The 14,512-nt window shown below is 33.6% G+C and carries 16 protein-coding genes and 1 other annotated feature; of the genes, 4 read left to right on the top strand and 12 right to left on the bottom strand.

Annotated features, from left to right (window positions below):
- Position 1: 1 nt before the first annotated feature.
- The 4 genes from BGI23_RS10760 to BGI23_RS10745 all read right to left on the bottom strand — a co-directional run bounded on the left by BGI23_RS10760 (position 2) and on the right by BGI23_RS10745 (position 3,518).
- Entirely contained in the window at positions 2-637 is a 636-nt protein-coding gene (locus BGI23_RS10760) for an HAD family hydrolase (RefSeq protein WP_041184213.1), read from the bottom strand.
- A 105-nt stretch (positions 638-742) separates the two neighbouring features.
- On the bottom strand, positions 743-1,330 hold the full coding sequence (locus BGI23_RS10755) for a YpjP family protein (RefSeq protein ID WP_001134414.1): 588 nt from the start codon (positions 1,328-1,330) through the stop codon (positions 743-745).
- A 285-nt stretch (positions 1,331-1,615) separates the two neighbouring features.
- Positions 1,616-2,815: an ABC transporter permease gene (locus BGI23_RS10750; protein WP_070805913.1), complete on the bottom strand. Its 1,200-nt coding sequence runs from the start codon at positions 2,813-2,815 to the stop codon at positions 1,616-1,618.
- A complete protein-coding gene (locus BGI23_RS10745) occupies positions 2,808-3,518 on the bottom strand; it encodes an ABC transporter ATP-binding protein (RefSeq protein ID WP_048552336.1) in 711 nt (236 codons plus the stop codon). The genes BGI23_RS10750 and BGI23_RS10745 overlap by 8 nt, the downstream gene beginning before the upstream one ends.
- A gap of 153 nt (positions 3,519-3,671) precedes the next feature.
- Between BGI23_RS10745 and BGI23_RS10740 the strand changes: the two genes are divergently transcribed.
- A complete protein-coding gene (locus BGI23_RS10740) occupies positions 3,672-4,103 on the top strand; it encodes a GNAT family N-acetyltransferase (protein WP_000009781.1) in 432 nt (143 codons plus the stop codon).
- 29 nt (positions 4,104-4,132) lie between these two features.
- Entirely contained in the window at positions 4,133-4,660 is a 528-nt protein-coding gene (locus BGI23_RS10735) for an HAD-IIIA family hydrolase (RefSeq protein ID WP_000181892.1), read from the top strand.
- 56 nt (positions 4,661-4,716) lie between these two features.
- Here BGI23_RS10735 and BGI23_RS10730 read toward each other — a convergent pair whose 3' ends face one another.
- The 6 genes from BGI23_RS10730 to BGI23_RS10705 all read right to left on the bottom strand — a co-directional run bounded on the left by BGI23_RS10730 (position 4,717) and on the right by BGI23_RS10705 (position 10,127).
- Positions 4,717-5,157, bottom strand: coding sequence for a GNAT family N-acetyltransferase (locus BGI23_RS10730; RefSeq protein WP_046197531.1), 441 nt, complete (start codon positions 5,155-5,157; stop codon positions 4,717-4,719).
- On the bottom strand, positions 5,154-5,627 hold the full coding sequence (locus tag BGI23_RS10725; RefSeq protein WP_070805912.1) for an SAM-dependent methyltransferase: 474 nt from the start codon (positions 5,625-5,627) through the stop codon (positions 5,154-5,156). The genes BGI23_RS10730 and BGI23_RS10725 overlap by 4 nt, the downstream gene beginning before the upstream one ends.
- Positions 5,628-5,714: 87 nt before the next feature.
- Positions 5,715-6,413 carry an aspartate/glutamate racemase family protein gene (locus BGI23_RS10720; RefSeq protein ID WP_070805911.1) on the bottom strand — a complete coding sequence of 233 codons (699 nt, stop codon included), beginning with the start codon at positions 6,411-6,413 and terminating at the stop codon, positions 5,715-5,717.
- A 148-nt stretch (positions 6,414-6,561) separates the two neighbouring features.
- On the bottom strand, positions 6,562-7,764 hold the full coding sequence (gene eutG, locus BGI23_RS10715) for an alcohol dehydrogenase EutG (protein WP_070805910.1): 1,203 nt from the start codon (positions 7,762-7,764) through the stop codon (positions 6,562-6,564).
- Positions 7,765-7,816: 52 nt separating this feature from the next.
- Positions 7,817-9,256 (bottom strand): GntP family permease, encoded by a 1,440-nt coding sequence (locus BGI23_RS10710; RefSeq protein WP_070805909.1) that lies wholly within the window; start codon positions 9,254-9,256, stop codon positions 7,817-7,819.
- Between the two features lie 205 nt (positions 9,257-9,461).
- Positions 9,462-10,127, bottom strand: coding sequence for an HAD family hydrolase (locus tag BGI23_RS10705; protein WP_070805908.1), 666 nt, complete (start codon positions 10,125-10,127; stop codon positions 9,462-9,464).
- A 200-nt stretch (positions 10,128-10,327) separates the two neighbouring features.
- Here BGI23_RS10705 and BGI23_RS10700 point away from each other — a divergent pair, with 200 nt between their 5' ends.
- Together BGI23_RS10700 and BGI23_RS10695 are read left to right on the top strand one after the other, a co-directional pair.
- Positions 10,328-11,125 (top strand): lipid II flippase Amj family protein, encoded by a 798-nt coding sequence (locus BGI23_RS10700; protein ID WP_070805907.1) that lies wholly within the window; start codon positions 10,328-10,330, stop codon positions 11,123-11,125.
- A gap of 24 nt (positions 11,126-11,149) precedes the next feature.
- Positions 11,150-11,725 (top strand): nucleotidyltransferase family protein, encoded by a 576-nt coding sequence (locus tag BGI23_RS10695; protein ID WP_070805906.1) that lies wholly within the window; start codon positions 11,150-11,152, stop codon positions 11,723-11,725.
- Between the two features lie 36 nt (positions 11,726-11,761).
- On the opposite strand, the gene BGI23_RS10690 is transcribed toward BGI23_RS10695, so the two are convergent.
- Positions 11,762-12,676 carry an alpha/beta fold hydrolase gene (locus BGI23_RS10690; RefSeq protein WP_083322705.1) on the bottom strand — a complete coding sequence of 305 codons (915 nt, stop codon included), beginning with the start codon at positions 12,674-12,676 and terminating at the stop codon, positions 11,762-11,764.
- A gap of 37 nt (positions 12,677-12,713) precedes the next feature.
- Positions 12,714-14,054: a sodium-dependent transporter gene (locus tag BGI23_RS10685; protein WP_070805905.1), complete on the bottom strand. Its 1,341-nt coding sequence runs from the start codon at positions 14,052-14,054 to the stop codon at positions 12,714-12,716.
- A 115-nt stretch (positions 14,055-14,169) separates the two neighbouring features.
- Positions 14,170-14,418 (bottom strand) — a binding site (T-box leader).
- Positions 14,419-14,512: the final 94 nt, after the last annotated feature.

Below are 14,512 nucleotides of genomic sequence, written 5' to 3'. Positions count from 1 at the left end.
ATTAAGAATACGCCCCTTGTACTACTTGCACAATTTCCATCGGTGTATTCACCATATAATCTGGTGCATCTTTTTTCACTGTTTCAATAACATCATACCCCCAAGATACCCATATTACATTCACCCCAGCCTTTTTACACGCTGCTACGTCTCGTTGTTCGTCACCGACGTATAACATATCTTTCTCTGTTATTTTTTTCGATTTTAAAAACCTTTTTATCATTTTATCTTTACCAAATAAATTTTTAGAACAATACACTTCTTGTATATTTTCTATATCATTATTGTGTAAAAATGCCCGAATGTGCTCTTCTAAGTTCGATGAGATGACTGCAATTCCGTAGCCTTTTTTATGTAGTTCATCTAATACTTCTTTCATCCCATGGAACAAAACGAAATTTTTTATAGCAGGCTGATATAATTTATAAAATTCCAACGCTAATATCGGTAGTTTATACAGTGGTACATTAAGTTGTTTACATCTCTCTGGCATCGTTAATTTACGTAAATGTTCAATTTCGTCTTCCTTTACTGCTTTATACCCATGTTTTTCAGCAAGTTGATTATAAATCGGTACAAATATATTTTGTGAATCTACTAATGTGCCATCAAAGTCAAAAACAATATATTTTTGCATTCCCATACTCCCTTTGCCTCTTTTTCTAAACCTATCTTATTCAACAACATAGTCGTCTTACCCTTCTATAAACATAAAAAAGAACAAGATTTTCTCTTGTTCTTTTTAAGAAAGCCACTTTGGCGGTACATTCGTATTCCAATAAATATTCCCTAACTCATGGTGTCCAGAGTATCCATCATCAAAACGGTGGTAGTGGAAATTAAAATAATACCCATCTTGCGGTGGATGATCTCTTCTTACGTGGAAACGCAATAAGTCATTTCCTGTTTTCGTATCGTAAACGTGAAAAATCTTTTCATTATTTCCACCAGCTGGTTTTTGAGAAATCGCTAATGATTGTAGCGATTCTTCTGGCACATCATTTGCTAGTTCAGCAATTGCCTCTTCAATTTTTGGTAGTATTACATCCTTAAACTCATCTTCAATTACTGGACCAATTTTAGTGCCAAACTTTTGCATCGACTGCTTCTCTGCTTCTTGCATTGCGTAAGTAATAAAAGTATCGGTGGTTAACCTGTCATTCGTTTCTTCATATGTATAGGACGTACTCTCCAAATTTTGTTGCCCAGCTGTGCTTGTAGGCTTGTCCGCAGCTTTGGCATTATCAAGCAATATGGAAGGAGGCGTCACTAAACCAAATGTAAATACGGTAATTAATGCGACTAAGGTTTTTCTAAACCAATTTGGCATGTATGTTTCCTCCCCTTTCACTCATTATATTTTATATAACGGTTGTTTTCTCTATTATACAAAATGATTGTAATTTTTGCACTTTACAATTTTGTTAACGTTCACATATTTTTCACTTGAATATGAAATTGTAAGATTTCATACAATAAAAATACAACAATAATGAGGAGGAGATCCGATGACTTTAGATGTCATGTATTCCGCCGCAAGCATACTCGTTTTAGTATATTTTATTTATCAATGTGTTACGGATTAGAAAAAAGAGCCATTTTTCGGCTCTTTTTTCTATGGTAAGAATACTATCCAACCAATTAATACTATAAAAATAATCCCGGCAATTACAGCTGGCAATAAATAAAAATGAGAAAGTATAACTATTCCATACAAAAGTATTACTGGAAGTAATAAATAGCGATCTGCCTTCCATCTTAACAAGAGTAATTTGCCTTCATCACAATATAAATGAAGAAACATTTTTTTCGCAAATTCAACCCAATAATCGCGTGCATAGCGGGAAATTGCAAATAAAGCAAATGCAAGAATAATAGCTGCAATCCACCTAGGACTCATAACAATACTTATCGCGCTTATACATACAATTTGAATATAAAATATTCGTGCACTACTTGTACGGAAAAATTCTTTCAAAAAGGATTCAACAATACGATCATCAGTTTTCTTCCCTAAAAACTTTTTAGAACGTGGAAACATCCACGGCTTTTTATTCGAACTACTCGGTTTAGCTGTATGACCACCAACTTGCATAATCCCACTCGTCCAGCGCATACTTTCTTCTTTTTCTCTCTCAACTTCTTTAAAAAAGCAATTTTTATAATTTAATTTTTCTTTTATCAATATGATAATTAGAAACACTGCTAGACCGATACTTAGTATAGAATACAATGGATTTTTATAAATAAGAAACAAACTCAATCCAAAAAAGGATAGACTTATAGAAAATATTACATTTTTTATAATCCATAGTAGCCATCGTTTCCCCACACGTACATGAATAAATCTCGTTAATAACGCCAACAAAAATCGAAATACAGTAAAGAATAGCCAAAATAATACGACTTGTATCTTCGTCACTCCAATACTTTTCATCAACACTGGTAACATCGCAACAACAACTACTACATTCGTTATTGCTATTCGAATAAACGTATATGTCATGCCATACTGGATTAACTTTTTCATGTGAACAGGATACGAAATTAAAAATAAACTATCCGCTTGCTCAAAAAATGACCGAACTCCTCTTGCATATGTAATCACATAAAATGCGAGTAGACCTAATCCGAAATAAACCGTCTCTCCTATCGCTAGTTCTTCCATCCATAGTGAACGATAATAAATTCCCATAAATATAAGTGCCGGAATAATAATATATAGCGCAACCGTCCAATCAGTTATAGAACGTATGGACTTCCATTTGCGCCCCAGTTCATGGCGTAATCTTTTATAAAATTGTTTTTTAATCATGCTGTTCACGCCTTACGATTACATCAAAACAATCTAATAATGAACTTCCTGGCATTTCTGCTAACGTTTGAATTGCCTCTAAATGGCCATCTGCGACTAATGTACCTTGAGAGATGAGTAAAAATCTTTCGCAAATTCTTTCAGCTGTATCTAATACGTGCGTACAAAGTAAAATTCCTGCCCCGCGTTCTTTTTCTTTATATAAATAACTTAAAAACTCTTTCGTAGCTACCGGATCTAAACCGATAAAAGGTTCGTCAATGATATAAAAATCTGGTTCAGTTAAAAATGCTAATATAAGCATCGATTTTTGTTTCATACCTTTTGAAAACTTTGATAAATACTCATGTTTATGCTTATCCATTCGAAACATATGTAATAACTCTTCAGCTTTCCGTTCCCAGCTTCCGGCTTCGTTCTCGCGAGCTGCCATTAATAATTCAATATGTTCCCAAAGCGTCAAATAATCATAATATGTCGGGTGTTCTGGCACATATGCATACGGATTTTTCTTCTCGCCAAATGATATTTCACCATCCACATTTATAAGTAACCCGAGCATCGTTTTAATCGTCGTACTTTTCCCGGCACCATTTGCGCCAATAAGAGCAACTAATTCGCCTTGCTCAATCGAAAAGGCAATATCATGAATTGTTTTTTCACCTATTTCATATCCTGCAGAACGGATATTTACTTCTAACATACATTCCCCTTCTTTCCATTTCCAATACAAACTAGGAAAAGAATAACATATAACTATCTATATATCATTATAAAATATTTATTTTCATAGCAGGAATAAATATTTTTTAACAGAATACTTAATGTTTGATTACATTTAATTGGAGTGGATAATATGTCTTTTCAAATTCGTGAAGCTACGATAGACGATATAGATGCGCTTTGCTCTTTGACGAAAGAATTAAAAGGTTCCTCTATTTCCTATGAAGATATGAACAACCGATTGCAATTCGTACAAATGAGTCCTTTTGATTTTTTATATGTTTATGAGGAAGAAGAAACTATATTTGGATTACTTGGGTTTCGTATACGTGAAAATTTAGAAGATGTAACTCGTTATGGGGAAATTTCAATTATTAGCGTTGATTCTACAATACGACGGAAAGGCATTGGGCAAGTATTAATGGATTATGCTGAGCAATTAGCAAAGAAGCATAATTGCATTGGCACATGGCTAGTTAGTGGAATAAAAAGAGTAGAAGCTCATCCTTTTTACAAAAAATTAGGATATGAAGTGAATGGATATCGATTTGTAAAACATTTTTAAACTACTTATTAATTGAAAGGACTATAACTATGACAAACATTCAAGCAATTTTCATTGATCGTGACGGTACAATTGGTGGCGATACTACCATACATTACCCAGGATCCTTTACATTATTCCCTTTTACAAAAGTAGCTCTACAAAAACTAAAAGCTAATCATATAAAAATTTTCTCTTTTACAAACCAGCCAGGTATCGCGGATGGGATAGCAACTGTAGCCGATTTTGTACAAGAATTAGAAGGCTTCGGTTTTGATGATATTTATGTATGTCCTCATAAACACGGTGACGGTTGCGAATGTCGTAAACCAAATACAGGCATGCTGCTACAAGCAGCTGAAAAACACGGGCTTGATTTAACACAATGTGCTGTAATTGGTGATCGCTGGACTGATATCGTTGCAGGAGCAAAAGTGAATGCGTCAACGATTTTAGTACGAACAGGCGCTGGATACGACGCTTTACATACGTACCGAGACAAGTGGGCACATATTGAACCAAACTACATTGCAGAAAACTTTGAAGATGCGACAAATTGGCTTTTAAGTCAACTATAATGCAAATGAAAAGAGACGCCTTCAAAATGAAAGCGCCTCTTTTCATCTAATATTATTTAAAACGTTAATTCATAATGGAAATAACGATTATCTCTCAAATATCCATTTTCAGCGTATAATCGCTGTGCTGATAAATTATCAATCTCTGTTTGTAATTTTACACCTTTTGCACCATTTTCTAAGGCGAATCCTTTCGCAGCTTCTAATAATTTTTTTCCTGTTCCTGCCCCGCGCTTAGTAGCTTGTACAAATAAATCATTTAAAATCCATAATTCTTTCATCGAAATAGAAGAAAATGATGGATACAATTGTGTGAATCCAATATATTCCCCGTCTTCAACTGCCACGAAAATAACTGATTCTTTTTTCTCGATTCGATTTCGTAAAAATACTTTTGCTCCTTCTAAATCGGAATCTTGTCTATAAAACATACGATAGTTATTAAAAACTGATGCTAGTCCATCTAAATCTGCAATTGTTGCCTCATATATTCTCATTTTACTCCATTCCCCTTCCAATACTGTTTCATTATATCCGTTGCCCATTTAGGCTGTACAATTTCTTCTCTCGGCATAAACTCTTTCATTATTGGCTTTATATCCAATATAGGGGTGCCATCAATAGCATCTAACCCCTCAACAATAATTGATTTACCTTCTCTTTTCATTACCTTTACAATTGTTGCTCCTATGCGATTCGGACGATTTTTCCCGCGCTGTGCAAAAATCCCTACTTTAGGATAATCATGATTATTTCTAGGATGTCTAGCAACATATTGAATTTGTTCATCAGTTACTTTGTGAAAATAAAAAACTACTTCAATATGAGAAAAATCTTCAATCCCTTGTATACTTTTTTCTGTATACATTTCCGTTAAAGTAATATAGGATTTTACTTCTCCCCACTCATCGTCTTTTATTTCCTTTCTTTCATTATGTACAAATGCGATTGGTTGAACTGAAAACATACGCATTCCCCCTTACATGTAACCACTTACATTATAAAATATTTTCTGAATGTTTTCCACATATACAAATTAGGTTACATAATATAATTATAATCTATTTCCTACGGCGAAATTAACTGCTTCAACTGCATGTATATAAGTCGTATCGAATATTGGAATGGATACGTCTTCCTGCTTTATTAATAATCCTATTTCTGTACATCCTAAAATGATACCCTGTGCGCCTTTTTGCACTAAATCTTCTATAACTGTTTTATAATACTCTCTGGATTGAGATACGATTTTTCCTAAACATAATTCTGTATATATGACTTTGTTTATTTTTTCTCTATTTTTTTCTAATGGCACTATGACTTTTATATCATTCTCTTTAATACGTGATTTATAGAAATCTTGCTCCATTGTATATTTTGTTCCAAGTAAACCAACAGTTTGAATACCTTTTCTTTTCATTTCTTTCGCAGTTGCATCTGCGATATGTAAAACTGGAATATGAATATTCTTCTTTATTTTCTCAATTACTTTATGCATTGTATTTGTGCAAATAATAATAAAGTCTGCGCCTCCCATTTGTAATGAATATGCTGCATTCCCTAGAATTTCTCCTGCACTATCCCAATCACCGCTAGACTGGAATCCTTCAATCTCTTCAAAGTCTACACTATTAATTAAACATTTAGCTGAATGTAACCCACCTAATCTACTTTTTATTTCTTCATTTATGATTCGATAATATTCAGCAGTTGATTCCCAACTCATACCACCAATAAGACCTATCGTTTTCATTAAACCCACACCCACCTTATACTATTTATTCAAGATAATTACGACATTTTATTATGTATATTATACATAATAAAACAAGACTTTACGTTTGAAATATAAAGTCTTGCTTTAACTATTTCCAAGGGAATTTTATAAGAATATTCTGAAATTAATCACCTAATGTTTTTATAGAATCTTCATATCGATAATGAAAACATTCTCGATACAACTGTTTAATTTCATCATATGATGGCACACGTGGGTTATTTGCTGGACTTCCACTTTCAATTGCATCTGACGCCATTTTAGAAACAGCTTTTTCAAATTCAACCTCACCAATTCCGTATTCTTTTAAATTTGGAATACGAAGATCAAAACAAAGTTTTTTTATTTCCATCAGCGTGTAGTCGGCTACTTCTTCATCACAATAAGAATACATATCTTTATTTAAACAGCGGCCAATTTCCGCTAATCTTTTTACCGCACTACCTTTTGTATATTCTAAAACTGTAGGTAATAGTATTGCATTTGATATACCGTGTGGTACATGAAATAATGCCCCAACTGGCCTCGACATTCCATGAACTAACGTAACAGATGCAATTGAAAATGCAATTCCAGCTTGTAAGGAAGCAATCATCATCGCTTCTCTTGCCTCCATATTCTCTCCATCTTCATATGCAATACGTAAATATTTCATAATACTTTCAATAGCGGAAAGAGCGAGTACATCTGTAAGTGATTGTGAAACTTTAGAAATATATGCTTCGACTGCATGACATAATGCATCTATCCCTGTTGCTGCTGTAATATGAGGTGGTACAGAACGTGTTAAAATCGGATCAATAATCGCTACTTGCGGGGTAAAACTCGGATGCTTCATCATCATTTTTACATCTGTTCGTTTATTCGTAATTACTGCTACACTTGTTACTTCTGACCCAGTACCCGAAGTTGTTGGAATTGCAATGAGCGGTAGCGGATTATTGTCTATTTCCATATCCTTTTGGACATAATCTTCTACTTCTCCGCCATTTGTATATAACACCGCAACTGCTTTTGCTGCATCAATACAACTTCCACCACCAAGACCAATAATAAAATCACACTTTTCTTCTTTACAAATAGTTAACGCCTCTAACACGTGTATATTTGTAGGCTCAGCATTTACTTTATTATATGTAATAACGGTAATACCTTTTGTATTTAATTGTTGTATACAACTCTCAACATATCCTAAATTCTCCATAATTGTATCAGTTACTATAAAAGCTCTTTTTCCAAACTTCTTGGATTGTTCCCCCAGTTTTTCAAGCGAATTTCTTCCATATAATACAGACTTCGGCATACGAAATTCAGCAACTTCTTGCAAGTACTCCACCTCTTCTTTCCCTAATTAATATTTTCGTCTATAAAATATCTATTTAATAAATTCCTGTTAAAGTATAGAACGCGATAACTAAAAATACAGCAAGCGTTTTCAAAACTGTAATAGCAAATATATCTTTATAAGATTGTTTATGTGTTAACCCAGTGACTGTAAGAATAGTAATGATAGCTCCGTTATGTGGTAATGTATCCATTCCTCCTGATGCCATTGATACGATACGATGCATTACTTCTAACGGAATATCAAATTGATTAGCTGCTGCAATAAACTTATCACCCATTGCACTTAAAACGATTCCCATTCCTCCTGATGCAGAACCTGTAATGCCAGCTAAAATATTCGTCGTGACTGCTCCGTTCACGAGAGGATTTGTGAATGTGGCAGAAATGCCATCTCTCATAATCGCAAAACCTGGAAGTGCTGCGATAACACCACCGAATCCAAACTCAGCTCCTGTATTCATTGTTGCAAGTAGCGCTCCACCAATACTTGTATTCAATCCAGCTTGGAATCCTGTTACTACTCGTTTCCAATATAATAATAACGTTGTTACTATACCTATGATAAGTGCTAATTCTACTGACCAAATTCCAACTACTGCACTTAATTCTACTTTTCCAAATGCTTTCATACCAATTGCTGAAAAATCAAAACCATTCGGATACCACTTCGGTATCATAATAGTAAAAACTTTATTCATTACACCTACTAAAATAAGTGGTATAAAAGCAATTACTTGCTGCGCTCTTGTAATTTCAATATTTTTAACCAGCTGCATATCTTTTTGTTCTGCTTGTAAAGAAGCTGCCATTTCCGTATTCCCATCGTTAAAACCAAAATATCCTTCTCCAGCTGCTTTCGCCTTCTTACGTCTACTCTCTAAATATAGTAAACCTAACGTAAGTACAAAAATTGCCCCTACAATACCAAGTATCGGCGCAGCATAAATGTCTGTTTTAAAAAACGTTGTAGGTATTACGTTTTGAATTTGTGGTGATCCAGGTAGCGCATCCATCGTAAACGTGACCGCTCCAAGAACGATTGTTCCAGGAATTAAACGTTTTGGAATATTCGCTTGTCGAAACAACTTAGCTGCGAACGGATATACGGCAAACACTACTACATACACACTAACACCACTATACGTTAAAATAGCACCCATTAATACAATTGCTAATATTGTACGTTTTTCACCAACTAACTCTATAATTGTCTTTGCAATTGAGTCCGCAATCCCTGACATTTCTACTACTTTCCCAAATATTGCCCCGAGTAAAAATACAGGAAAATATAGTTTAATAAAACCTACCATTTTCTCCATAAAAATATTCGAAAAGAAAGGTAATACAAAACTAGGCTCTGTCAAAAATACCGCAAATAATGCAAATATCGGTGCAAATAAAATAACAGAAAATCCTTTATACGCTACAAACATTAATAAACTAAGTGCTAATAATATAATAACTAGCTCCAAGTATACCCCTCCATTAAACTGAAAATTCTAAATTTTATTGATAAATTTATTCTAATCTTTTATTTCTGAAATCCCTCCTCTAATTCATACAAATTTTTCATGCTAAAAATGTCTAATTATAAGTATTCGATTACATATGAAAAATCCCTTTAAACATAAACGAATTCATCGTCATCTGTTATAGAGGGATTTTTAGTCTCTATATTTACTTCTTTACCAAACTATTTTCTACACAAAAATAATGTAATTCTTTTACATCATTTACTATATGAGTCGCACCAACTTCGGTCAATTCTGTTTCACTACCATAGCCATATAAAACGCCGATTGATGCAATTCCATTCTGATTCGCACCGATTATATCGTGCTTTCTATCTCCAATCATAACAAGTTCTTCTTTATTAAGTTCTTCATTTGTTTGTAAAATATGAGCAATGATCTCTTCTTTCTTTATTCTTGTACCATCTAAATTACTTCCAACGATATCTTCAAAATAATCTGTTAGTTGAAAATGATCTAGTACTTGTTTTGCAAATACAGTAGGTTTTGAAGTAGCTATAAACAAACGATTGCCTGTATCTTTTAATTGTTTTAAAAGATTTGGAATACCCTCGTAAACATTATTCTCCAACAATCCTCGTTGCTTTACATACTCTCTGAAATAAAAAACAGCTCGTTCAACTTCTCCTTCATTCATATTATATCTCTCTACGAATGATTGCTGTATGGGTGGACCAATAAATGAATCTAACTCGCTTATATGTAATTCTTCAATGCCAACCTTTTTTAATGCATACAATACTGAATTTACAATACCTTCTTTCGGATCCGTCAATGTTCCATCTAAATCAAATACATATGTTGTGTACATGTTTTAATCCCCCACTCATTTTACTTTATAAGTAACCTATAACAGCTTTTCTTTCCTATTACCTCTTTTATTATAATACTATCATTATCTTTTTTTCTGAAAAATTACTTTTCCTATGTCACATACTTTCAGTTACAAAAAAAGATACATATGGTAAAGTGAAAAAGTTACAACTATTTTAATAGAAACTGGTGAAACAAATGTCAATTACGTTAATTTTTATAATGGCTTTCACAATTATTATCCATGCGGTTGAAACTAGCTCTTATAGTATTCGATTAGCTGGTGTACGTTTAAAAAAGATTGCCGTTGCTTTATCCGTCGTAGGAATGGTACTGCTTATTTCTAGAACTTCTAACTTACTACAAGCCTTTTTAATCGGTGGTATTGTCGATGAAGCAAAACTAGATTCTTCTATTGATTTAGAGAATATTATGCGACTCGTTCTATTATCGGCTTCTATTGGTACGTTGCTTGCGATTATACTATATCCAACTTTGACAAAACTATTTGGATACGTCATTCAAAATTTTGAAACAGATGGTTCATTCATTCGAATGATGAAGACGAATAACATTCAAAAATTAAAGTACACACAAAAATATGTACGGTTTCCAAAGGTCGAAATGATTCATAGGTTGCGTATCGGTGGTATTCCAAAACGTATTATGCTTATTAACATGTTTGCTACTGCTATTTATACAGCTGGTGTTCTTTCTGCTCTTTACGCTTCATTTCTAAATCCAGATTATGCAACAAACGCAAGTACAGCTTCTGGTCTTGTAAATGGTTTTGCTACAATTTTATTAACCGTACTACTCGATCCACGCATCGCTCTTTTAACAGAACGTGCTTTACAATCAGAGAATGGTGCTGAGTCTATGAGTAAAATGTACGGTTGGCTAATGATTTCTAGACTTTTCGGTACATTATTAGCACAACTACTATTTGTACCAGGCGCTTACTGGATTTTATGGATTATTGAACTAATACATTAATTTACTAGAAAGGTGAATGTATCAATGAATATACAAACAGAGCAACATATCATTCGCTTAATAGAAAACGACGAATGGATGATGAACGTATTACAATTAGCAAAATCACTTGAGCTACCTGATTGGTGGATTTGCGCCGGGTTTGTTCGTTCTAAAATTTGGGATACTTTACATAACTACGAAATAAGAACAACTACACCAGACGTTGATGTCATTTATTTTGACCCTTTTCGTAAAGATGAGATATACGAACAATTATTAGAAAAGAAACTAATAAATTTGGCTGCCTCTATACCTTGGTCAGTAAAAAATCAAGCTCGTATGCATGTAGTGAATAATATGCTACCGTACTCTTCTTCTGTTGATGCTATTTCTAAATTTCCTGAAACAGCAACGGCTTTAGGGGTTACATTAGACGAAAAAAACAATGTTATATTAACAGCTCCGTGCGGTATTGAAGATGTTCTTTCCTTACAAGTGAGACCAACAGCTCATTTTCTTGAATCAAAAGAAAGATTACATATGTACAAAAACAGAGTTATAAAAAAGAATTGGCAAAGTAAGTGGCCTAGCATTACAATCACATATCCAGAAATTTAGAAAGGATGCTTCTTATTTAGAGAAGCACCCTTTTCTTCATTTCAAAAAATGTATGACTGTTTCTGCAAATCTATCTGCTTCCTCATAATGAGGTGAATGACCGCTCTCTTCAAATACGATATACTTGCCGTTTCGGGCATCTTTATTAAATATTTCAATTTGTTTTTCACACGTTACTACATCATGTTTTCCTACAATTAATAACATTGGATTTTGTACATCTTTTATTTTTCGTAATAATGAAGTATGAAATGCTCCTTCTAATTTTAATTTATCAAAATGAATCTTGGAGCGATTTGAAAATTCTTCCCACTCTTCATCACTATATAAACTCTCGTCTGTCACATCTTCCTTATAATTGTAAAGTTCCATTCTTTTTTCTTCTAATTTATCACTTAATCTTATATAAGCTTCTAACAACTCTTCTGAACAAGCATTGCTAGATGAATAAAATAAACACGCTTTTGCTACTTCTTCTTTTCCATACTTTTTTAATAAGTTACCTGTCTTTTGTAATAAAGATTTACTTGTTAATGCAAAATCGAAAGTTGGACCTTCAAATATGATTTTCTCTATTGAACTTGGATATATCGATGCATATAACAATGCTACATATCCACCGAAAGAATGTCCGATTATAGACCACTTTTCAATTTGTAATGATTTTCTTAATTCCTCACAGTCTTCAATCAAATCATTTAATCCAAAAGCTTCGTCTTCAGTAATTTCTTCTGAGCGACAAACACCCCTTTGATCTATCATAATTACATATAAAGAATCTTTTAAACGTTCCGCTTGATGAAATGAAAAATCATAGCAACTTTCTCCCGGTCCACCATGTAAGTATAGAACTGGTTTATTTTTAGGGTTTCCATGCGTTTCAACGTATAGCTTTTTGCCTCTAATATGCATGTATTTCCCTGCTTCTATCAAATTCGCCTTTATGATCATCACCTTCTTTTTTTACTGAATATTATAACACTTCACCTTAAATAATCCCTATTACATTTAAAAAGACGATGATGATTGCAAGCGGTGCTATAAATCGAAGTAAAAACGCCCAACAAGTAAATACTTTCTTTCCATAATTTCCACCTACAAAAAACTCTGCTTCTAGCACCTTCTTTTCCATTTTGAATGAAACGAAAATACTAATAAATAGTGCACCAAGTGGCATTAATATATTACTAGATAAGAAGTCTACTGCATCAAAAATATTCTTTCCGAAAATCGTAATATCACTCCATACTCCAAATGATAACGCTGATGGTATACCTACTAAGAAAATGCCGAAACCGATCATCCATGATAATTTCGTTCTTCTTTCCTGTTCACCATTTGTCACTGCTGAAACAACTGTCTCTAATAGTGAAAATGCTGATGTTAATGTCGCAAATGTAAATAGTGCAAGAAATACTGTTAAGAAAGCCGCACCAAATGGAATTTGACTAAATACTGATGGTAATACGATAAATAGTAATCCAGGCCCTTCTGTTGGCTCCATTCCTAATGAAAATACGGCCGGAAAAATTGCAAGTCCTGCAAATAATGAAACAAATAAATTCAATCCAACAATTGTTATTGCTGATTTTGGTAAACTTTCTTTTTTATTTAAATAGGAACTATACGTAACCATAATTGAAATCCCGATACTAATCGCAAAGAATGATTGCCCCATTGCGAACAAAATACTTTCCGAAGTAACCTTTGAGAAGTCCGGTTGTAAGAAAAACTTCACACCTTTCATTGCATCATCAAGTGTTAACGAACGAATAATAAGAGCGACAAATAAAACGAACAATGCTGGCAACATATATTTACTTGCTTTTTCAATTCCGTTTTGTACCCCCTTTGATACAACCCATATAGTAATGAACATAAAAGCGAAATGTCCCATAATCGCCCAAGTCGGATTTCCAATTGTTTCAGTAAATAATGCTCCGTAATTTTGTCCCGGAGTAATAAGTTGTCCCGTTACTCCCCTGAATAAATAAATTAACACCCATCCACCTACAACACTATAAAACGAAAGTAATATAAAACACGTTCCGACGCCAAGGCGTCCAATCCAGTGCCACCCTGTATTTGGTGCAATACTTTTAAATGCTCCAACCGCTTGTTTCTGTGTACTGCGTCCAATCATAAATTCAGCTATAAGTAGTGGTAGTCCAATTAATACTGTAAATAATATAAAAATTAAAAAGAACGCTCCTCCCCCGCTCTTGCCAGCGATATAAGGAAACTTCCATATTGCACCTAGTCCAATTGCTGATCCTGCTGCTGCCATTATAAAACCTAATTTCGAAGTCCATTGCTCCGTTTGTTTCATTTCATTTTCCTCCTAATTAAATCTTTTTATATAAATAAACAAATTTTATAGACCAATTCAAATAAACCCTCCATTTCTATTTCTATAAAATAAAAAATGGCCCAACGTCTCTATATAAAGAGACGCTAAGCCATTTGCTTAACGCGGTACCACTCTTATTGATTCCATTATGAATCCACCTTAGTAGTAATCGTTTGATTACAAACCTAATATCGAAGGTTAACCGTTAAGATTTACTAAGAATGTGATTCCGTTCCACCTTACTGCTCCTAGGCGAGTTCAGGATGTCATTTGACTATGTCACACCAACCCATAGCTCTCTGTACAAATATACGACCTTACTACTCCTATTCAACACATTTTAATATTTAGAATATATTTTCTTTTGAAATTAATATGAAGTATATCGGTTATATTTGTAACTGTCAAGGTATCTATTAAAATTTAATGAGAAATCC

Source organism: Bacillus sp. ABP14, from assembly GCF_001831375.1.
Classification (GTDB): Bacteria; Bacillota; Bacilli; order Bacillales; family Bacillaceae_G; genus Bacillus_A; species Bacillus_A paranthracis.
The sequence above is the reverse complement of the archived record's forward strand: the minus strand, read 5'-3'. Positions and strand labels throughout refer to the sequence as shown.

What these genes read in the sequence shown, in the direction of transcription:
- BGI23_RS10755 (WP_001134414.1), bottom strand. Translation starts at nt 1,330, where the DNA reads ATGCCAAATTGGTTTAGAAAAACCTTAGTCGCATTAATTACCGTATTT.
- BGI23_RS10740 (WP_000009781.1), top strand. Translation starts at nt 3,672, where the DNA reads ATGTCTTTTCAAATTCGTGAAGCTACGATAGACGATATAGATGCGCTT.
- BGI23_RS10745 (WP_048552336.1), bottom strand. Translation starts at nt 3,518, where the DNA reads ATGTTAGAAGTAAATATCCGTTCTGCAGGATATGAAATAGGTGAAAAA.
- BGI23_RS10735 (WP_000181892.1), top strand. Translation starts at nt 4,133, where the DNA reads ATGACAAACATTCAAGCAATTTTCATTGATCGTGACGGTACAATTGGT.
- BGI23_RS10690 (WP_083322705.1), bottom strand. Translation starts at nt 12,676, where the DNA reads ATGATCATAAAGGCGAATTTGATAGAAGCAGGGAAATACATGCATATT.
- BGI23_RS10720 (WP_070805911.1), bottom strand. Translation starts at nt 6,413, where the DNA reads ATGAAAACGATAGGTCTTATTGGTGGTATGAGTTGGGAATCAACTGCT.
- BGI23_RS10705 (WP_070805908.1), bottom strand. Translation starts at nt 10,127, where the DNA reads ATGTACACAACATATGTATTTGATTTAGATGGAACATTGACGGATCCG.
- BGI23_RS10695 (WP_070805906.1), top strand. Translation starts at nt 11,150, where the DNA reads ATGAATATACAAACAGAGCAACATATCATTCGCTTAATAGAAAACGAC.
- BGI23_RS10760 (WP_041184213.1), bottom strand. Translation starts at nt 637, where the DNA reads ATGCAAAAATATATTGTTTTTGACTTTGATGGCACATTAGTAGATTCA.
- BGI23_RS10685 (WP_070805905.1), bottom strand. Translation starts at nt 14,054, where the DNA reads ATGAAACAAACGGAGCAATGGACTTCGAAATTAGGTTTTATAATGGCA.
- BGI23_RS10750 (WP_070805913.1), bottom strand. Translation starts at nt 2,815, where the DNA reads ATGATTAAAAAACAATTTTATAAAAGATTACGCCATGAACTGGGGCGC.
- BGI23_RS10700 (WP_070805907.1), top strand. Translation starts at nt 10,328, where the DNA reads ATGTCAATTACGTTAATTTTTATAATGGCTTTCACAATTATTATCCAT.
- BGI23_RS10730 (WP_046197531.1), bottom strand. Translation starts at nt 5,157, where the DNA reads ATGAGAATATATGAGGCAACAATTGCAGATTTAGATGGACTAGCATCA.
- BGI23_RS10725 (WP_070805912.1), bottom strand. Translation starts at nt 5,627, where the DNA reads ATGTTTTCAGTTCAACCAATCGCATTTGTACATAATGAAAGAAAGGAA.